General features: G+C 71.2%; 19 protein-coding genes, 1 pseudogene and 1 riboswitch. Of the genes and pseudogenes, 17 read left to right on the top strand and 3 right to left on the bottom strand.

All coding sequences use genetic code 11. From position 1 onward, the window contains the following. Window positions 1-12: 12 nt before the first annotated feature. The 9 genes and pseudogenes from alaS to aroQ all read left to right on the top strand — a co-directional run bounded on the left by alaS (window position 13) and on the right by aroQ (window position 9212). The gene (gene alaS, locus ACKOB8_RS01395) at window positions 13-2718 is read left to right on the top strand and encodes an alanine--tRNA ligase (RefSeq protein ID WP_526374871.1); all 2706 of its coding nucleotides are present in this window, start codon (window positions 13-15) and stop codon (window positions 2716-2718) included. Between the two features lie 8 nt (window positions 2719-2726). Next, on the top strand, window positions 2727-3209 hold the full coding sequence (gene ruvX, locus ACKOB8_RS01400) for a Holliday junction resolvase RuvX (protein ID WP_526374873.1): 483 nt from the start codon (window positions 2727-2729) through the stop codon (window positions 3207-3209). Window positions 3210-3233: 24 nt separating this feature from the next. Beyond that, window positions 3234-4442 (top strand): endolytic transglycosylase MltG, encoded by a 1209-nt coding sequence (locus ACKOB8_RS01405; protein ID WP_526374875.1) that lies wholly within the window; start codon window positions 3234-3236, stop codon window positions 4440-4442. Continuing rightward, window positions 4439-5248, top strand: coding sequence for a shikimate dehydrogenase (locus ACKOB8_RS01410; protein WP_526374877.1), 810 nt, complete (start codon window positions 4439-4441; stop codon window positions 5246-5248). The genes ACKOB8_RS01405 and ACKOB8_RS01410 overlap by 4 nt, the downstream gene beginning before the upstream one ends. Before the next feature lie 10 nt (window positions 5249-5258). Then, entirely contained in the window at window positions 5259-5696 is a 438-nt protein-coding gene (locus ACKOB8_RS01415) for a prepilin peptidase (RefSeq protein ID WP_526374879.1), read from the top strand. Between the two features lie 24 nt (window positions 5697-5720). Beyond that, entirely contained in the window at window positions 5721-6941 is a 1221-nt protein-coding gene (gene aroC, locus ACKOB8_RS01420; RefSeq protein ID WP_526374881.1) for a chorismate synthase, read from the top strand. A gap of 5 nt (window positions 6942-6946) precedes the next feature. Next, a pseudogene (locus ACKOB8_RS01425) lies at window positions 6947-7459 on the top strand (shikimate kinase); the annotation flags it as partial. 158 nt (window positions 7460-7617) lie between these two features. Beyond that, window positions 7618-8763, top strand: a complete 1146-nt coding sequence (gene aroB / locus ACKOB8_RS01430; RefSeq protein WP_526374883.1) for a 3-dehydroquinate synthase — start codon at window positions 7618-7620, stop codon at window positions 8761-8763. A 26-nt stretch (window positions 8764-8789) separates the two neighbouring features. Further along, on the top strand, window positions 8790-9212 hold the full coding sequence (gene aroQ / locus ACKOB8_RS01435) for a type II 3-dehydroquinate dehydratase (RefSeq protein WP_526374929.1): 423 nt from the start codon (window positions 8790-8792) through the stop codon (window positions 9210-9212). Window positions 9213-9268: 56 nt separating this feature from the next. Here the strand turns inward: aroQ and ACKOB8_RS01440 are convergent, their stop codons facing one another. Further along, window positions 9269-9892, bottom strand: a complete 624-nt coding sequence (locus ACKOB8_RS01440) for a B-4DMT family transporter (RefSeq protein WP_526374885.1) — start codon at window positions 9890-9892, stop codon at window positions 9269-9271. Between the two features lie 33 nt (window positions 9893-9925). Here ACKOB8_RS01440 and ACKOB8_RS01445 point away from each other — a divergent pair, with 33 nt between their 5' ends. Beyond that, the gene (locus ACKOB8_RS01445; RefSeq protein WP_526374887.1) at window positions 9926-11029 is read left to right on the top strand and encodes a M24 family metallopeptidase; all 1104 of its coding nucleotides are present in this window, start codon (window positions 9926-9928) and stop codon (window positions 11027-11029) included. A gap of 7 nt (window positions 11030-11036) precedes the next feature. Here the strand turns inward: ACKOB8_RS01445 and ACKOB8_RS01450 are convergent, their stop codons facing one another. Continuing rightward, complete coding sequence (locus ACKOB8_RS01450; protein WP_526374889.1) at window positions 11037-11711, bottom strand: energy-coupling factor ABC transporter permease; 675 nt, start codon at window positions 11709-11711, stop codon at window positions 11037-11039. 99 nt (window positions 11712-11810) lie between these two features. After that, a riboswitch (cobalamin riboswitch) is annotated at window positions 11811-12034 on the bottom strand. A 94-nt stretch (window positions 12035-12128) separates the two neighbouring features. Between ACKOB8_RS01450 and efp the strand changes: the two genes are divergently transcribed. Both efp and nusB read left to right on the top strand, forming a co-directional pair. Next, on the top strand, window positions 12129-12692 hold the full coding sequence (gene efp / locus ACKOB8_RS01455; protein WP_526374891.1) for an elongation factor P: 564 nt from the start codon (window positions 12129-12131) through the stop codon (window positions 12690-12692). Window positions 12693-12701: 9 nt separating this feature from the next. Beyond that, window positions 12702-13181, top strand: coding sequence for a transcription antitermination factor NusB (nusB, locus tag ACKOB8_RS01460; protein WP_526374893.1), 480 nt, complete (start codon window positions 12702-12704; stop codon window positions 13179-13181). Here nusB and ACKOB8_RS01465 read toward each other — a convergent pair whose 3' ends face one another. Then, window positions 13182-14381 (bottom strand): serine hydrolase domain-containing protein, encoded by a 1200-nt coding sequence (locus ACKOB8_RS01465; protein WP_526374895.1) that lies wholly within the window; start codon window positions 14379-14381, stop codon window positions 13182-13184. A gap of 107 nt (window positions 14382-14488) precedes the next feature. Here ACKOB8_RS01465 and pyrR point away from each other — a divergent pair, with 107 nt between their 5' ends. From pyrR to carA, 5 genes are read left to right on the top strand one after another with little or no spacing between them, the layout of a single operon-like run. Continuing rightward, window positions 14489-15055, top strand: a complete 567-nt coding sequence (gene pyrR / locus ACKOB8_RS01470; RefSeq protein WP_526374897.1) for a bifunctional pyr operon transcriptional regulator/uracil phosphoribosyltransferase PyrR — start codon at window positions 14489-14491, stop codon at window positions 15053-15055. Next, window positions 15052-16011 (top strand): aspartate carbamoyltransferase catalytic subunit, encoded by a 960-nt coding sequence (locus ACKOB8_RS01475; protein ID WP_526374899.1) that lies wholly within the window; start codon window positions 15052-15054, stop codon window positions 16009-16011. Before pyrR ends, ACKOB8_RS01475 begins: the two co-directional genes overlap by 4 nt. Then, window positions 16008-17312 carry a dihydroorotase gene (locus ACKOB8_RS01480; RefSeq protein ID WP_526374901.1) on the top strand — a complete coding sequence of 435 codons (1305 nt, stop codon included), beginning with the start codon at window positions 16008-16010 and terminating at the stop codon, window positions 17310-17312. The genes ACKOB8_RS01475 and ACKOB8_RS01480 overlap by 4 nt, the downstream gene beginning before the upstream one ends. Further along, entirely contained in the window at window positions 17309-17836 is a 528-nt protein-coding gene (locus ACKOB8_RS01485) for a PH-like domain-containing protein (protein ID WP_526374903.1), read from the top strand. Before ACKOB8_RS01480 ends, ACKOB8_RS01485 begins: the two co-directional genes overlap by 4 nt. Further along, on the top strand, window positions 17833-18957 hold the full coding sequence (gene carA, locus ACKOB8_RS01490; RefSeq protein ID WP_526374905.1) for a glutamine-hydrolyzing carbamoyl-phosphate synthase small subunit: 1125 nt from the start codon (window positions 17833-17835) through the stop codon (window positions 18955-18957). The genes ACKOB8_RS01485 and carA overlap by 4 nt, the downstream gene beginning before the upstream one ends. The last annotated feature ends 10 nt before the right edge of the window (window positions 18958-18967 follow it).

Here is an 18967-nt window from a genome sequence, read left to right on the forward strand (position 1 = left end):
CAGCCCACACCCGTGCAGACCCACGAGATCAGGAAGCGGTTCACCGACCACTTCGTGCAGGCAGGCCACACCGAGGTGCCCAGCGCCTCGGTGATCCTCGACGACCCCAATCTGCTGTTCGTCAACGCCGGAATGGTCCAGTTCGTCCCGTACTTCCTCGGCCAGCGCACGCCGCCCTACAGCACCGCCACCAGCATTCAGAAGTGCATCCGCACTCCCGATATCGACGAGGTGGGTATCACCACCCGGCACAACACCTTCTTCCAGATGGCGGGCAATTTCTCCTTCGGCGACTACTTCAAACGCCGTGCCATCGAGTTGGCCTGGGATCTGCTGACCAAGCCGATCGCCGAGGGAGGCTACGGGATGGAGCGCGAAAGACTTTGGGCCACAGTGTTTTACGATGACGACGAAGCCGTCCAACTCTGGCAGGAAGTCGCCGGCCTTCCGCCGGAGCGGATTCAGCGCCGGGGGATGGCGGACAACTACTGGTCGATGGGCATCCCCGGACCGTGCGGCCCGTGTTCGGAGATCTACTACGACCGCGGCCCGGAGTACGGCATCGAGGGCGGGCCGGAGGCCAACGAGGACCGCTACATCGAGATCTGGAACCTGGTGTTCATGCAGAACGAGCGCGGGGAGGGCTCGAGCAAGGAGGATTTCGAGATCCTCGGCCCGCTGCCCCGCCAGAACATCGACACCGGTATGGGGGTCGAGCGCATCGCCTGTCTACTGCAGGGCGTCGACAACGTCTACGAAACGGACCTGCTGCGCCCGGTGATCGACACGACAGCCGAGTACGCGCCGCGGGGGTACGGCCGCGGTAACGACATCGACGACGTGCGCTACCGCATCATCGCCGACCACAGTCGGACAGCGGCGATCATCATCGCCGACGGAGTCACCCCGTCCAACGAGGGCCGGGGCTATGTCCTGCGCCGGCTGCTGCGCCGGATCGTGCGGGCCGCGAAGCTGCTGGGGATCGACCGCCCACTGGTCGGTGAGCTGATGGCCACCGTGCGCGACGCGATGGGGCCCTCCTATCCCGAACTGGTGACCGACTTCGACCGGATCAGCCGCATCGCGGTCGCCGAGGAGACCGCCTTCAACCGGACGCTGGCCTCGGGATCGCGGCTGTTCGACGACGCCGCCGCCGCGACCCGCTCGGCCGGCAGGACCGAACTTGCCGGCGCCGACGCGTTCGCCCTGCATGACACCTACGGGTTCCCGATCGAGCTGACCCTGGAGATGGCAGCCGAGGCCGGGCTGTCGGTGGACGAGCTGGGTTTCCGGGAGCTCATGGCCGAGCAGCGCCGCCGGGCCAAAGCCGACGCCGCCGCCCGCAAGCACGCCCACGCCGACCTGTCGGCCTTCCGCGATCTGGTCGACGGCGGACCCACCGAGTTCACCGGGTTCGACGAACTGACCTCGACCGCCCGCATCCTGGGACTCTTCGTCGACGGCAAGCGAGTGCCGGTTATCGCCCACCACCCGCGGGAGCATTCGCAGACGGTGCCGCCGCAGCGCGTCGAGATCGTGCTGGACCGCACCCCGCTGTACGCGGAGTCGGGCGGTCAGATCGCCGACACCGGCGTGATCACCGGCACGGGCGCCAACGCGACCGCCCGGGCGGCCGTCACCGACGTGCAGAAGATCGCCAAGACGCTGTGGGTGCACCGGGTCAGTGTCGAGTCGGGGGAGTTCGTCGAAGGCGACACCGTCGAGGCCGCGGTCGACTCCGGCTGGCGGCACGGGGCGACCCAGGGTCACTCCGGCACCCACCTCGTGCACGCCGCACTGCGCCAGGTCCTGGGCCCCAACGCGGTGCAGGCCGGCTCGCTCAACCGCCCCGGCTATCTGCGGTTCGATTTCCAGTGGCAGGGACCGCTGAGCGAGGAACAGCGCGGCCGGATCGAGGAAATCGCCAACGAGGCGGTCGAGGCCGACTACCCGGTCAACACCTTCACCACCGCGCTGGAGCAGGCCAAGTCCATGGGCGCGATGGCGCTGTTCGGTGAGCAGTACCCCGAGGAGGTCCGGGTCGTGGAGATCGGTGGCCCGTTCTCGCTGGAACTCTGCGGCGGCACCCATGTCCACAACTCCGCCCGGATCGGGCCGGTCACGATTCTCGGCGAGTCCTCGGTGGGATCGGGCGTCCGCCGGGTCGAGGCCTTCGTCGGACTGGACTCGTTCCGCCACCTCGCCAAGGAGCGTGCGCTGATGGCGGGACTGGCCGCCTCGCTGAAGGTGCCCTCCGAGGAAGTTCCGGGCCGGGTGGCCACCCTGGTGGAGCGGCTGAAGTCGGCCGAGAAGGAACTCGAACGAGTCCGGTTGGCGGCCGCGCGCGCCAATGCGGCGGACGCCGCCGGCACGGCGGAGTTGGTCGGTAATGTCCGTCTGGTGGCTCAACGCACGGCAGGCGGGATGACCGCCGCCGATCTGCGCTCGCTGGTGGGTGATATCCGCGGACGGCTCGGCTCCGACCCGGGTGTGGTGGTTCTGCTCGCCGAACACGGCGCCGCCGTGCCGTTCGTGGTGGCGGCCAACCAGGCCGCCCAGGACGCCGGGGTGCGGGCCGACGAGCTGGCCCGGGTGGTCGCGACGGCGGTCGGCGGGCGCGGCGGCGGCAAGGCCGACCTGGCGCAGGGTTCCGGCACGGATCCGGCCGGGATCGACGCCGCGCTGGCGGCGGTGCGCGCCGAGATGGCCGGGGGCTGAGGCCGCCGTTGCCGCAGGACCGCAAGCCCGACAGAGCGGGCCAGGACGACCCCGGCCCGGGGCGGCGGCTCGGGGTCGACGTGGGCACGGTGCGCATCGGGGTGGCCGTCAGCGACCCGGACGCGATCCTGGCCACACCGCTGGAGACCGTCCGGCGCGACCGCGCGGGCGGCCACCTGGCCCGGCTGGCGGCCCTGGTCGCGGAACTGCGGGTCGTCGAGGTGGTGGTGGGTTTGCCGCGAACCCTCGCCGACCGGGCCGGAAAGTCGGCGCTCGACGCCACCGAGATGGCTGACGCGCTAGCCGGACGCGTCGCCCCGGTTCCGGTGCGGATGGCCGATGAGCGCCTGACCACCGTGGGCGCGGCCCGCGCTCTGCGGGAGTCCGGGGTGCCTGCCCGGGCGCAGCGCGCGATCATCGACCAGGCCGCCGCGGTGGAGATTTTGCAGGGCTGGCTCGACCAGCGCCGTAACACGGCGCCGACCCGCTAGCAGGGACCCGGCGAGGAAGGAACGATGAGCGAGTCTGCGGATAAACCCGAACGCGCCCGGCCGCAACAGATTCCGGCGCGCCGCCGCGAGCGGCGGACGGGGGGCCGGCGGGGAACCCTGATCCTGCTCGGGCTGGTGGTGCTGGGAGTCCTCACCGTGCTCGTCGTCGGACCCCGGCTGTTCGGCGGGCCGCGCTCGGACTTCAGCGGTGAGGGGCGCGAGGACGTCCTCATCGCCGTCAATCCCGGCGAGACGACCACCCAGATCGCCGAGAACCTGCGCGAGAAGAATGTCGTCGCCAACGTCGAAGGGTTCCTGCAAGCCGCCCAGGGCAACGCCGAGATCGCCGCGATCCAGCCCGGGTACTACAAACTGCGCACCGAGATCCCGCCGGCGCTGGCGGTCCAGAAACTGATCGACCCGGCGAACCGGGTCGGGAAACTGGTCATCCCGGAGGGGCGTCAACTCGACGACATCACGATGGTCGGAACGGGCGCGGTGACCGACGGCATCTTCACCCTGATCGCCAAGGCCAGTTGCGTGGAACTCAACGGCACGCGCAGTTGCGTGGCGGCGCAGGATCTGCGCGCTGCCGCGGGCGACGGCCCGCTGTCCGCACTGAACGTTCCGGACTGGGCGGCGACGGGCGCCGCGGTGATGGGCAACAGCCACCGCCGTCTGGAGGGGCTGATCGCCCCCGGCGCGTGGAACGTGGACCCGTTCGGCTCGCCCAAGGACATCCTGGCGACCCTGGTCGCCGAGAGCGCCGACCACTATGTCGCGGGTGGGCTGCTCGATGCCGCGACGACGACCACGATGTCGCCCTACCAAGTGCTCATCGTCGCCTCGCTGGTGCAGAAGGAGGCCAAACCGGCCGACTTCGCCAAGGTCGCCCGCGTCATCTACAACCGGCTCGACAGCGAGTACGACCGGCTCGAGTTCGACTCCACGGTGAACTACCCGCTGGACCGCCAGGAGGTCGCGACGACCGACGCCGACCGCAAGACCGAGACGCCGTGGAACACCTACGCCAAGGCGGGCCTGCCCGCGACGCCGATCTGCTCTCCCGGTGACGAGGCGCTGGGCGCCGCGGAAAACCCCGCGCCCGGTGACTGGCTGTATTTCGTGACGGTGGACAAGACCGGCACCACCCTGTTCACCAGTGACTACCAAGAACATCTGGCCAATCGCGAGCGGGCGCTGAACAGCGGCGTACTCGACTCCGGGCGATGACGGCCCGGCCGGCGCGCCGGGCCGGAATACTGGGTTCGCCTGTCGCGCACTCACGTTCGCCGCAGCTGCACCTGGCCGCGTACCGGGCGCTCGGTCTGGTCGACTGGACCTATGACCGCATCGAGTGCACCCCGGACGAGTTGCCCGCGCTGGTCGGATCGTTCGGTCCGGAATGGGTCGGGGTGTCGGTGACCATGCCGGACAAGTTCGCCGCCCTGCACTTCGCCGACGAGCGCACGACCCGCGCCGATCTGGTGGGTTCGGCCAACACCCTGGTACGCGGCGAGAGGGGCTGGCGCGCGGACAACACCGACGTCGACGGCGTCACCGGCGCGCTGGGACCACGCCCCGGTGCGCGCAGCGCGATCGTGCTGGGCTCGGGGGGCACCGCCCCGGCGGCGGTGGTCGCACTGGCCGACCTCGGGGTGCCGGAGATCACCGTGGTCGCACGCAGCCGGGCCAGGGCGGCCCGGCTGCTGGAGCTGGGATCGGCGCTGGCCGTCAGTGTCGCGTTCACCGACCTGGCCGACCCCGGCCTGCCGTCGGTGGTGGCGCGCACCGACGTGATGGTCAGCACGATCCCGGCCGCGGCGGCGGCCGCGCACGCCGCGACCTTCGCGCCGGTTCCGGTGGTCCTCGACGTGATCTACGACCCGTGGCCGACCCGCCTGGCCCGGGCGGTCGAGGGTGCCGGGGGTGAGGTCATCAGCGGCCTGCAGATGCTGCTGCACCAAGCCTTCAGTCAGGTCGAGCAATTCACAGGGCAACCCGCTCCGCGACAGGCGATGGCGGCGGCCCTGGGTTAGCCTGCCGCCGATGGGCGTCCCCGGGTTGTGCTGCTGCGCGGCGGTGCTGGCCTGGGCGGCCGGGCTGAGCCTGGTCGACCTCACCCGGCGTCGGCTGCCCAACGCCGCCACTCTCTCCGGTGCGGCCGCGATCCTGGCGGGCGCGGCGCTGAGCGGGCGCGGCCTGCCCGCGCTGGCGGGGGCGCTCGCCCTGGGCGGGCTGTACCTGGTGGTCCACCTCGCCGATCCGGCCGCGATGGGCGGCGGCGACGTCAAACTGGCCCTCGGGCTGGGCGGACTGACCGGGGCGTTCGGTTGCCAGGTGTGGATCCTGGCGGCGCTCGGCGCGCCGGTGCTGACGGCGATCTCGGGTCTGCTGACGGCCGCCGGCCGTCGGTCGGCCACCGTGCCGCACGGTCCGTCGATGTGCGTCGCGAGCCTGGCCGCGGCCGCGCTCGCGGTGTTCTAGCCGCGACGTGGGAAGATGAGTGGCGTGTTGCGCTGGACCACCGCCGGAGAGTCCCACGGCCGCGCCCTGATCGCGGTCGTCGAGGGCATGGTCGCCGGTGTGCAGATCACCTCCGCCGACATCGCCGCGCAACTGGCCCGGCGCCGGCTCGGCTACGGGCGCGGCGCGCGGATGAAGTTCGAACAGGACGCGGTGACCGTGCTGGCGGGAGTCCGGCACGGCAGCACGCTGGGCGGGCCGATCGCCGTCGAGATCGGGAACACCGAGTGGCCGAAGTGGGAGACGGTGATGTCGGCCGATCCGGTCGAGACCGCCGCGCTGGACGAGGAGGGCGGGGCGCGCAACGCCCCGCTGACCCGGCCGCGCCCCGGCCACGCCGACTACGCCGGCATGCTGAAGTACGGATTCGAGGACGCCCGGCCGGTTCTGGAGCGGGCCAGCGCCCGCGAGACCGCGGCCCGGGTCGCCGCCGGGACAATCGCACGGGTGTTCCTGCGCCAGGCGCTGGGCGTCGAGGTGCTCTCCCACGTCATCTCGATCGGCGGGTCGGAGCCCTACGCCGGGCCCCCGCCGGAAGCCGGTGATCTCACCCGCATCGACGAAAGCCCGGTCCGCGCCCTGGACCCCGCGGCGGAGCAGGCGATGATCGCCGAGATCGAAGCCGCCAAGAAGGACGGCGACACCCTCGGCGGGGTGGTGGAGGTCGTCGCCACCGGGCTGCCGGTCGGACTGGGCTCGTTCACCAGCGGGGACAACCGCCTCGACAGCCAGCTCGCCGCCGCGGTCATGGGGATCCACGCGATCAAGGGGGTCGAGATCGGCGACGGCTTCGAGACGGCGCGCCGCCGCGGCAGCCGCGCGCACGACGAGATGTTCCCCGGCCCGGCCGGCGTGGTGCGTTCGACCAACCGCGCCGGGGGCCTGGAGGGCGGTATGACCAACGGTCAGCCGCTGCGGGTACGCGCGGCGATGAAGCCGATCTCCACGGTGCCCCGCGCCCTGGCCACCGTCGACCTGGCGACCGGACAGGAAGCCGTGGCGATCCACCAGCGTTCGGATGTCTGCGCGGTGCCCGCTGCCGGGGTGGTGGCCGAAACCATGGTGGCGCTGGTGCTCGCCCGCGCGGCGCTGGAGAAGTTCGGCGGCGACTCGCTGGCCGAGACCCGGCGCAATGTCGCGGGCTATCTGCGCGAGGTCGCCGGACGGGAAGCCTTCGACGGATCGTCCCCGGCTCTCTCGGGGTAGCGGAGATGGCGCCGAAAGCCGTACTCATCGGCCTGCCGGGCTCGGGGAAATCCACCATCGGTCGGCGGCTTGCCAAAGCGCTCGGGTTGACGCTGATCGACACCGATGCGGTGATCGAGCAACGCACCGGGCGCAGCATCGCCGAGATCTTCGCGACCGACGGCGAAGCGGCCTTCCGGGATATCGAAGAACAGGTGATCCGGGAGGCCCTCGAGACCCACGACGGTGTGCTGTCGCTGGGCGGTGGCGCGGTCACCACCGCCGGAGTGCGCGCCGCACTGGATCGCCACACCGTGGTCTATCTGGAGATCAGTGCGGACGAGGGCGTGCGGCGCACCGGCGGCAGCACCGTGCGTCCGCTGCTCGCCGGGCCCGACCGCGCTGAGAAGTATCAGCAGCTGGTCGACGAGCGTGTCCCGCTCTACCGGCGGGTGGCCACCTTCCGGGTCAACACCAACCGGCGAAATCCGGGTGCGGTGGTGCGGTATATCGCTGGGCGCCTGGAGAATCCGAGCCCGCCACGACGCCGCCCGTCGCCCTGGCAGGATTCGGCGAACCGCACACCGCAGGCCGCTCGCGAACCGTCCGAGGCCGTCCAGCCGGCCCCGTCGGAACGGACCGACCCGGCACCGGTCACCCCCGCGACGCTGGCCGCCCGCCGTGCGGGGATCCGCAAGTGAACCGGACCGAGCCGACCGCTTCCGGCACCCCTCCGGTCACCGTCGAGGTCGCCGTCGACCCGCCCTACCCGGTCATCATCGGCAGCGGTGTGCTCGGCGAAGTGGGCACGCTTCTGCAGTCCCGGCACCGGGTCGCGGTCCTGCATCAGCCCGCGCTGGCCCAGACCGCCGAGTCGATCCGGGAGGATCTGGCCGGCAGGGGAGTCGACGCGCACCGCATCGAGCTACCCGACGCCGAGGCGGGAAAGGACCTTCCCGTCGTCGGGTTCATCTGGGAGGTGCTCGGGCGCATCGGTATCGGCCGCACCGACGCCCTGGTCAGTCTGGGCGGTGGGGCCGCCACCGACGTCGCCGGTTTTGCCGCGGCGACCTGGCTGCGCGGGGTCGACATCGTCCATGTGCCGACCACTCTGCTCGGCATGGTCGACGCCGCGATCGGTGGCAAGACGGGGATCAACACCGCCGCCGGGAAGAATCTCGTCGGCGCGTTCCACCAACCCCGCGCGGTGCTGGTCGACCTCGCCGCCTTGCAGACGTTGCCGCGCAACGAACTGGTGGCGGGGATGGCCGAGGTGGTCAAGGCGGGATTCATCGCCGACCCGCGGATCCTGGAGATGATCGAGGCCGACCCGGTCGCGGCGACCGACCCGGCGGGTCCGGTCCTGCCCGAACTGATCCACCGGGCGATCGCGGTCAAGGCGGCCGTCGTCGCCGCCGACGAGCGCGAGTCGGCCCTGCGCGAGGTGCTCAACTACGGCCACACCCTGGCGCACGCGATCGAGCGCCGCGAGCGCTACCGGTGGCGGCACGGAGCGGCGGTGTCGGTCGGCCTGGTCTTCGCCGCCGAACTGGCCCGGCTGGCCGGCCGGCTCGACGACCAGACCGCACAGCGCCACCGAGCCGTGTTGACGGCCCTGGGGCTGCCGGTCTGCTACGACGCCGACGCGCTGCCCGAGTTGCTGGAGTCCATGGCCGGTGACAAGAAGACCCGCTCGGGGGTGTTGCGTTTCGTGGTGCTCGACGGTCTGGCCAAACCCGGCCGGCTGGAGGGTCCGGATCCGGCCCTGCTGGCCGCCGCTTACGCGGAGGTGGCCGGCGAGGGTTCCCAGGGTGACCGGAGCGACCAGGAGGTGGTGCAGTGACCCCGAACGACCCGAATCCGCCGACCGTGCTGGTGCTCAACGGCCCGAATCTGGGACGGCTGGGCCGGCGTGAGCCGGAGGTCTACGGCAACACCAGCTATGACGACCTGGTGGCGATGATCGAGGCCGAGGCGGGCGAGCTGGGACTGGCGGCCGTGGTGCGTCAGAGCGAGAGCGAGGCGCAACTGCTGGCGTGGTTGCATGCCGCGGCCGACGCGGGGGACCCGGTGATCCTCAATGCCGGCGCGCTGACGCACACCTCGATCGCGTTGCGCGACGCCTGCGCCGAGTTGCGCGCCCCGTTGATCGAGGTGCACATCTCCAATGTGTATGCGCGGGAGGAGTTCCGGCAGAACTCCTACCTCAGCGCGGTCGCCACCGGCGTCATCGTCGGACTCGGCGTGCAGGGATACCTGCTGGCGCTGCGGTACCTGGCTGCGATCAGCTGACGGGCGGTTGGCTGGGCCGCCCCTGGCCGCCCCTGGCCGCCCCTGGCGGTCCGGTGCTACTCGTCGCGGCCGTGGCCGTACTGGCGCTGCCGGGCCGCTTCGTGGACCTCTTCGACCGCGTCCCGGGCCTCCTGGCGCCACGTCTCCTCGCGACGCTCGGCGACGGCGACCCGGTCGCTGGGCGCCTCGTAGTCCTCGCTGACCGCGTCGAACACGTCGGTGCCGTCGCCGTCGGTGACCCGCCGCCGGCCCTGGTAGGGGTTGGCCCGGTCGACCAGGAAGCGGCCGAGGGAGACCGCGATGATCGCCGGGATGAAGACCGCCAGGGCGGTGAACGCCGCGACCGCGGTGAGTTCGGCGATCAGGCCCGAGACGTAGATGTCGTTGTTGAACAGCGAGATGAGCCAGGTGACCAGGCCGCTCACCGCGCCGGCCACCATCCCGGCGAGCAACCAGCGCATCGCCAGGTCGCGGCGGCGGTCGGGATCGGGGCTGTCGTTGGCGTCGGCCCGTCCGTCGAGCAGGCCCCACACGAAGGCGCCCACCCAGTAGAGCGCCAGCAGGATGACGCTGATCAGCAGCGAACTGGCCGCGGCCTGGTTGATCAGGGTTCCCTGCGCGAGGCGGACGACGACCATCCCGGCGGCGAACACCAGTCCGCGCAGCAACCACGTTGTCATGGGGGCCTAGCGTAGCGAGTACCGTCGGTCGGCGTGACACATTCCCAGCGGCGGGTCCGGCTCGCCGCCCGGATGGCGTCGCAGGAACTGGACGCCCTGCTGGTCAGCGACCTGGTCAACGTGCGCTATCTGTCCGGCTTCACCGGCTCCAACGCCGGGCTTCTGGTGTTCGCGGCCGACACCCCGGCGGTTCTGGCCACCGACGCGCGGTATCGCACCCAGGCCGGGCGCCAGGCCCCCGATCTCGAGCTGGCGGTGGTGCGCGCGTGCGGGCGCCACCTCGTCGAACTGGCCGCCGCGGCGGGTGCCCGCCGTATCGGTTTCGAGAGTCACGTGGTCACCGTCGACGGCCACCGGACTCTTGCGGAGACCCTCGAGGGTGTTCCCACCGGCATCCCTCCCGCGGAGCTGGTCCGGGCGCCGGGACTGGTGGAGACGCTGCGCGAGGTCAAGGACGCCGGCGAAGTCGCGCTGCTGCGGCTGGCCTGTCAGGCTGCCGACGCGGCGCTGACGGAGCTGGTGGACGGCGGCGGTCTGCGGGCCGGCCGCACCGAACGCGCCGTCGCCCGGCAGCTGGAAGCCCTGCTGCTCGACCACGGCGCCGACGGACCCGCCTTCGAGACCATCGTCGCCACCGGGGCGAACTCGGCCGTGCCGCACCACCGTCCGACCGATGCCGCGCTGGCCGACGGCGACCTGGTGAAGATCGATTTCGGGGCGCTGGTCGGCGGCTATCACTCGGATATGACCCGCACGTTCGTCCTCGGCGGCCCCGCGGACTGGCAGCGCGACCTCTACGGTCTGGTCGCCAGTGCGCAGCAGGCGGGCCTGGAGGCCCTTGAGGTCGGCGCGCCGCTGTGCGAGATCGACGCCGCCGCCCGCGGGGTGATCGGCGCCGCCGGGTTCGCCGACAACTTCGGGCACGGCCTGGGCCACGGTGTCGGACTGCAGATCCACGAGGCGCCGGGCATCAACTCCGCCGCCGAGGGCACCCTGCGGGCCGGCATGGCGGTGACCGTCGAGCCCGGCGTGTACCTGCCCGGCCGGGGCGGGGTGCGGATCGAGGACACGGTGGCCGTCGGCGAGCGCGGCCCGGAGGTGCTGACCCGCTACCCCAAAAGCCTCACGGTGGTGTGACCGGCCGTCAGGCCGGATTGAGCAGGCGCCGCTGCAGCAGCGGGCCCTCGGCGTGGCGCAGGCCCTTGGCGGCGGCCAGGACCGCCAGGTCGGCCAGCGGCTCGAGGACGATCACCGCCAGATACGCCGCCCCGAATGTCGCCACCGAGGCGAGGGTCTGGCCGGTCAGGCCCTGACCGTAGAAGGCCCAGAAGCCCACCCAGGTGACGATGCCCGCCTGATAGGTGGTCGACAACGCCAGTGCCTGCCGGTAGCGCAGCTGCACGTAGGGAGTGCTGGGTGCGATCACGCGACCGGCCACCAGCTGCAGCGCGAACAGCGGCACCAGCAGGGTGGTGACGTTCATGCCGTACTGGGGAAGGTCGAACGGCGCGAACAGCATGCCCTGGATCAGCAGGCCCGCGGCCAGGCCCAGGGCGGCCGGCGCCGTGCCGAACAGCAGGAACAGCGTCGAACCGAAGATCAGGTGGACTTCGGAGACGCCCACCGGCGGGTGCGGGAGAACCTGGAACGCGATGAGCACCAAGGCGGTGGCGGCCAGACTGCGGGCCAGCAGCGCGGGCAGGTTGCGCTGCTCGACCGCCTGGCGGGCCGCGTGCACCGCATAGAGTCCGGCACCCCCGGCGGTGGCATAACTCAGCGCGATCTTGGACCCTTCGACGATCCCCGGTTCGATGTGCACGGACGTTCCCTTCGGATGGAAGCCTCTGGCTCTCGCCCGCGAGCGCGCAACCGGTTCGGCCGCGCGCCCAATCCACGAGGCGATGCGCCGCCGGGCGCGGCGCGCCCGGCACGGCTGGCAGGTCTTCGGACTCGCAGGCCCGCACCTGTTCGGTGCACCTACTCACCGCCGCTTCCCGGCCTCGCGGCCAGTGCGGGTGGCGGTTTTCGTTCCTGCATACCGCTGCGGGTCAGTCCCGGATTCCCACCGGGTTCCCTCTCACGGCGCACCTGCGCCGCTCGATCCCGGAAACTTCCCGGGAAACCAACCGACGCGGCTGACGGTATCAGCCGCTCGGGGCCGAGGCCGGGTAAACGCGGCGGGTAAGCTCCGCACAGTTCCCGCAGCGCCCGCAGATGTTAAGGAGACCGATCCACCGTGGCAACCACTGCCGACTTCAAGAACGGCCTCGTGCTCAACATCGACGGCCAGCTGTGGACGATCATCGAGTTCCAGCACGTCAAGCCCGGCAAGGGACCGGCCTTCGTGCGCACCAAGCTCAAGAACGTGCTGTCCGGGAAGGTGGTCGACAAGACCTACAACGCCGGGGTCAAAGTGGAGACCGCCACGGTGGACCGCCGCGACGCGACCTATCTCTACCGCGACGGCAGCGATTTCGTGTTCATGGACAGCCAGGACTACGAGCAGCACCCGCTGCCCGCGTCGCTGGTCGGCGATGCGGCCAACTTCCTCCTCGAGGGCATGCCGGTGCAGATCGCCTTCAACGAGGGCAGCCCGCTGTATCTGGAACTGCCGGTCACCGTCGAATTGGCGGTCACCCACACCGAACCCGGACTGCAGGGCGACCGATCCAACGCCGGCACCAAGCCGGCCACCCTGGAGACCGGTGCGGAGATCCAGGTGCCGCTGTTCATCAACACCGGCGACAAACTGAAAGTGGATTCGCGCGACGGCAGCTATCTGGGCCGAGTCAATGCCTGAGGCCTGACCGTGGCCGGCCGCAAGCCCGAGAAGGGCAGGCATCAGGCGCGCAAGCGCGCGGTCGGCCTGCTTTTCGAGGCCGAGGCGCGGGGCCTGTCGGCGGCCGAGGTGGCGGAGTCGAGGGCGGCGCTGGCCGGGTCGGACGCCGAGGTGACGCCGCTCAACGCCTACACCGTGACCATCGCGCGGGGCGTCAGTGCGCACGCCGACCACGTCGATGAGCTGATCTCGTCGCACCTCCAGGGCTGGACGCTGGAGCGGCTGCCCGCCGTCGACCGCGCGATTCTGCGGGTGGCGGTGTGGGAACTGCTCTACTCCCACGACGTGCCCGCGCCGGTGGCGGTCGACGAGGCCGTCGAACTGGCCAAGGAACTGTCCACCGACGAGTCGCCGGGGTTCGTCAACGGCGTGCTCGGTCAGGTGATGACGGTGACGCCCCAGATCAAGGCGGCCGCCGACATCCTGCGCGGTCAGACCGAAGCGAACTAGCTAGCAGCCCAGTGCCTGGTAGGTACGCCGCGCGAAGCGCGGCTGGACGGCCTGCAGCCGGGCGAACGGCGTGGTACCGCCGACGGCCGTGGCCATCGTGGTCAGGTCGGGAAAGTTCTGGATCAGGTAGATCAGGATCAGGTCGTTGGCCGGGTCGGCCTGCCACCAGGTCCCGTAGGCGCCCGGCCAGCTGAAGGTGCCCGGCCCGCCGGGTCCGAACAGCCGCCCCGATGTCGCCGGGTCGGTCACCACCGACAGATTGAGGCCGAAGCTCCGGCCCACCCAGAACGGCGCGCCCAGGAAGGGCTGGAGCTTCTGTTCGTCGGAGAGACGGTCGGCGCGCATCGCCTGCACCGACTGTTCGGAGAGCACCCGCACGCCGTCGACGGTGCCCCCGGACAGCAGCATCCGGATGAACCGCAGATAGTCGTCGGCGGTGGAGACCAGTCCCGATCCGCCCTGGCAGAACCGCGGTTCGCGCACCGGAACGGGTCCCAGCGCGTCGCGATGCAGACCGGACTCGTCGAGCCGGTACATGATGGCCCCGCGCGGCCGCTTGTCGGGGGAGACGAAGAACCCGGTGTCGGCCATACCCAGCGGGCCGAGCACCCGCTCCTCCAGCACGGTGTGCAGCGGTTTGCCCTCGATGCGGGACAGGGCGATGCCCAGCACCTCGGTGGCGTGGCTGTAGGTCACCCGCTCGCCGGGATGATGCATCAGGGGCAGCGCGGCGATCTCGGCCAGCCAGCGGTCCTGATCCTGACGCTGGGAGACACCGGCGTAGGCCGCGCTGATCGGACCGGACACCGAGAACATGTAGGCCAACCCGCTGCGGTGGGTCATCAGATCCTCGACGGTGATCGGCCGGTCGGCGGGCACGGTGTCGTCGAGTTGCCCGGCCGGCTGGGTCAGCACGCGCATGTCGGCCATTTCCGGCAGCCACCGGCTGATCGGATCGTCGAGGGCGAGCCTGCCCTGTTCGGCCAGCGCGAGCGCGGCGGCAACGGTGACCGGCTTGGTCATCGAGGCGACCCGGAATATGGTGTCGCGCTGCATCGGCAGCGCACTTTCGACGTCCCGGTAGCCGATCTCGTTGACCTGCAACACTTTTCCGCGCTGCCAGACCAGGGTGACTGCGCCGGCGAGCAGGCCGGAGTCGACCGCCTCGCGGATGGGGACCTGGTTGTCGGCGAGACTCACCGCGCGAGTCTACCCAGCGCGGCGCGACCGGCGGGTGCTAGGCTGGCGGCGTTCGACATCCTTTAACGATCCGTCCGGAGAGGCGGAGAAGGAGGTCCGGGACAAGCGTGGCCACCTCTGGCGGGTCCACCGGCCGGGAATTGATGTCCGCAGCGGACGTCGGCCGGACCGTTTCCCGCATCGCTCACCAGATCATCGAGAAGACCGCCCTCGACGGCGACGGTCCGCGGGTGGTCCTGCTGGGGATTCCGACCCGAGGCGTGGATCTGGCCGCTCGGCTGGCCGCCCGCATCGAGGAGTTCTCCGGTGTGCGCGTCGCCCACGGGGCGTTGGACATCACGCTGTACCGCGACGACCTGAACTTCAAACCGCCCCGGCCGCTGGAGGACACTTCGATCCCGGCCGACGGCGTCGACGGCGCGCTGGTGATCCTCGTCGACGACGTGCTCTTCCACGGCCGCTCGGTGCGCTCGGCGCTGGACGCCCTGCGCGATATCGGCCGGCCCAGGGCCGTCCAGCTGGCCGTGCTGATCGACCGCGGCCACCGCCAACTTCCGATCCGCGCCGACTACGTCGGCAAGAACGTGCCGACGTCGCTGGCCGAGACGGTGAATGTGCTGCTGGTCGAGCACGACGGCCGCGACGCGGTCACCATCAGCGGGACGCAACGATGAACGCCAGGCACCTGCTCTCGGCCGCCGATCTGACCCGGGACGCGGCGACGGCGATTCTGGACGATGCCGACCGGTTCCGCCAGGCCCTGCTGGGCCGCGATGTCAAGAAACTGCCCACGCTGCGCGGCCGGACCGTCATCACGATGTTCTACGAGAACTCCACCCGCACCCGGGTGTCCTTCGAGGTCGCCGGCAAGTGGATGAGCGCGGACGTCATCAACGTCAGCGCCTCGGGTTCCTCGGTGGCCAAGGGGGAGTCGCTGCGCGACACCGCGCTGACCCTGCGGGCCGCCGGCGCCGATGCGCTGATCATCCGGCATCCGGCCTCGGGCGCGGCCCAGCGGTTGGCCGAGTGGACCGCCACCGAAGAGGACCCGGGCGGGCCCAGCGTGATCAACGCCGGTGACGGCACCCACGAGCACCCCACCCAGGCGCTGCTCGACGCGCTCACGCTGCGCCAGCGGCTGGGCGGGATCGAGGGCCGGCGGGTGGTGATCGTCGGCGATGTGCTGCACAGCCGGGTGGCGCGCTCCAACGTCGCACTGCTGAAAACCCTCGGCGCCGAGGTCGTTCTGGTCGCACCGCCGACGCTGCTGCCGCTCGGGGTCGCCGACTGGGGCGGCGCGGCGATCTCGCACGACCTTGATGCGGAACTCCCTGCCGCTGACGCGGTGCTGATGCTGCGGGTGCAGGAGGAGCGGATGAACGGCGGCTTCTTCCCGTCGGCCCGGGAGTACTCGGCGCTCTACGGACTGTCCGACCGGCGCCAGGCGATGCTGCCCGGGCACGCCGCGGTGCTGCATCCCGGCCCGATGGTGCGCGGCATGGAGATCGCCTTCGCCGTCGCTGATTCGCCGCAGTCGGCGGTGCTGCAGCAGGTTTCCAACGGCGTGCACGTGCGCATGGCGGTGCTCTTCCATCTTCTGGTCGGCACCGGCGAGGAGGTGGGCGTGTGAGCGTGGCGCTCAGGGGTGTCCGTCTCTACGGGGAGGGTGAGCGGGTCGACGTGCTGGTGGCTGACGGGCAGATCGCGGCCATCGGCCCTGCTCTGCCGGTACCCGGTGACGCCGAGGTGATCGACGCGGCCGGCCAGGTGCTGCTGCCCGGGCTCGTCGACCTGCACACCCACCTGCGGGAGCCGGGCCGCGAATACGCCGAGGACATCGAAACCGGGTCGGCCGCCGCGGCACTGGGCGGTTTCACCGCGGTGTTCGCCATGGCCAACACCGATCCGGTCGCCGACACCCCGGTGGTGACGGATTACGTGTGGCGGCGCGGCCAGCAGGTCGGACTGGTCGACGTGCACCCCGTCGGCGCGGTGACGGTGGGACTGGCCGGCCGACAACTCGCCGAGATGGGGCTGATGGCGGCCGGAGTCGCCCAGGTGCGGATGTTCTCCGACGACGGGATGTGCGTGCACGACCCGCTGGTGATGCGCCGCGCGCTGGAGTACGCCGGCGGACTGGGGGTGCTGGTCGCCCAGCACGCCGAGGAGCCGAGGCTCACCGCGTCGGCGGTCGCTCACGAGGGGCCGACGGCCGCGCGGCTGGGACTGGCCGGCTGGCCGCGGGCCGCTGAGGAATCGATCGTCGCTCGCGACGCGCTGCTCGCCCGCGACACCGGCGCGCGGGTGCACATCTGTCACGCATCGACCGCGGGCACCGTTGCGATCCTGGACTGGGCACGCCGGCAGGGGATCGCGATCACCGCGGAAGTCACCCCGCACCACCTCATGCTCGACGACAGCCGACTGCAGACCTACGACGGCGTCAACCGGGTCAACCCGCCGCTGCGGGAGGCCAGCGATGTGCACGCGCTGCGGCGTGCGCTGGCCGACGGCGTGATCGATTGTGTGGCAACCGATCACGCTCCCCACGCCCTGCAGGAGAAGTCGTGTGAGTTCGCCACCGCGCGCCCGGGCATGCTCGGGTTGCAGACCGCGCTGTCGGTGGTGGTGGACACCATGGTCGTCCCGGGTCTGCTGGACTGGCGGGGCCTGGCCCGGGTGATGAGCGAGAACCCGGCCCGCATCGCCGGACTCGACGACCACGGCCGTCCGCTGGAGGTCGGGGAACCCGCCAACCTTGTCGTCATCGACCCGGAGGCCACCTGGACGGTCGAGGGTGCCGCTCTGGCCAGCCGCTCGGCCAACACCCCTTTCGAGTCGATGACGTTGCCGGCCACCGTGACCGCGACCCTGCTGCGCGGCCGCATCACCGCCCGCGCCGGTGCGATCGTGCAGGCGGGCAGCAGGTGAACACCGAGACGGCCATCTCGACCTACGTCTTCGGAATCGTCATCGTCCTGCTGATCGGGTTGACCATCCGCCGGATGCTGCGCGGCTGGGAGGGCCGGGCGCGGCGGCAGGCTGATCTGATCGGGACTCTGCCGCCGCTGCCCGACCGGCTCAGCCCGGCGGTCGTCGGGCCCGACCGCGGTCTGTACGTCGGCAGTACCCTGGCCCCGAACTGGCTGGAGCGCGTCGCGGTGGGCGATCTGGGCGACCGCGCCAAGGCCGTGCTCACTCGCTACCCTGAGGGCATCCTCGTCGACCGGCAGGGCGCGAGCCCGATCTGGATTCCGCAGGCGTCGGTCACCGCGGTGCGTTCCGAGCGCGGCCTGGCCGGCAAGGTCGTGCCCGGCGCGGGCTCGGGCGGGCCGGGAGGCATCCTGGTGATCCGGTGGCGGCTGCCCTCGGGCACCGAGATCGACACCGGATTTCGCGGCGACCCCCCGCGTGACTACAGCCAGTGGATCCAGCAGACAGGAGGTTCCCAGTGAACCGGCAGCCGGCGGTCCTGGTACTCGAGGACGGCCGCGTCTATCGCGGCAGCGCGTTCGGCGCGATCGGGCAGACTCTCGGCGAGGCGGTCTTCTCGACCGGCATGTCGGGGTATCAGGAGACCCTGACCGATCCCAGTTACCACCGCCAGATCGTGGTCGCCACCGCGCCCCAGATCGGCAACACCGGCTGGAACCACGAGGACGCCGAGAGCCGGGGCGAGATGATCTGGGTCGCCGGCTACGTCGTGCGTGACCCGTCGCCGCGGGCGTCGAACTGGCGGGCAACCGGGACGCTCGAAGACGAGTTGGCGAGCCAGAACGTGGTGGGTGTCGCCGGCGTCGACACCCGTGCGGTCGTCCGCCACCTGCGCTCCCAGGGCTCCATGCGCGCCGGGGTGTTCTCCGGTCCGGCGCTGGCGGCGGAGGCCGAGTTGCTCGACCGCGTGCGCCATCAGCCGGCGATGCTGGGTGCTGACCTCTGTGGCGAGGTCAGCACCACCGAGGGGTACGTCGTGGAACCCGAAGGGCCGCAGCGTTTCACCGTGGTCGCGTTGGATCTCGGGATCAAGACCAACACCCCGCGCAATTTCGCCCAGCGCGGCATCCGCACCCACGTGCTGCCCGCGACGGCGACGTTCGCTCAGATCGCCGACATCAAGCCCGATGGAGTCTTCCTCTCCAACGGTCCCGGGGACCCGGCCACCGCGGACGGCGTCGTCGCCGTCACCCGCGAGGTGCTCGGTGCCGGGATCCCGCTGTTCGGAATCTGCTTCGGCAACCAGATACTCGGCCGGGCGCTGGGCCGCCCGACCTACAAGATGGTGTTCGGTCACCGCGGCATCAACGTGCCGGTCATCGACCACGCGACCGGGCGGGTGGCGGTGACCGCGCAGAACCACGGGTTCGCCCTGGAAGGAGAACGGGGCGAGGTTTTCGACACCGACTTCGGGCCCGCCGCGGTCAGCCACACCTGCGCCAACGACGGGGTGGTGGAGGGGGTCAGGCTGGTCGACGGCCGGGCTTTCTCGGTGCAGTACCACCCGGAAGCCGCGGCCGGTCCGCACGACGCCAACTACCTGTTCGATCAGTTCGCCGAGTTGATGGAGGCGCGCTCGTGACCCGCGCAGA

The sequence above is a fragment of the Mycobacterium sp. genome, assembly GCF_046091765.1.
GTDB lineage: Bacteria > Actinomycetota > Actinomycetes > Mycobacteriales > Mycobacteriaceae > Mycobacterium.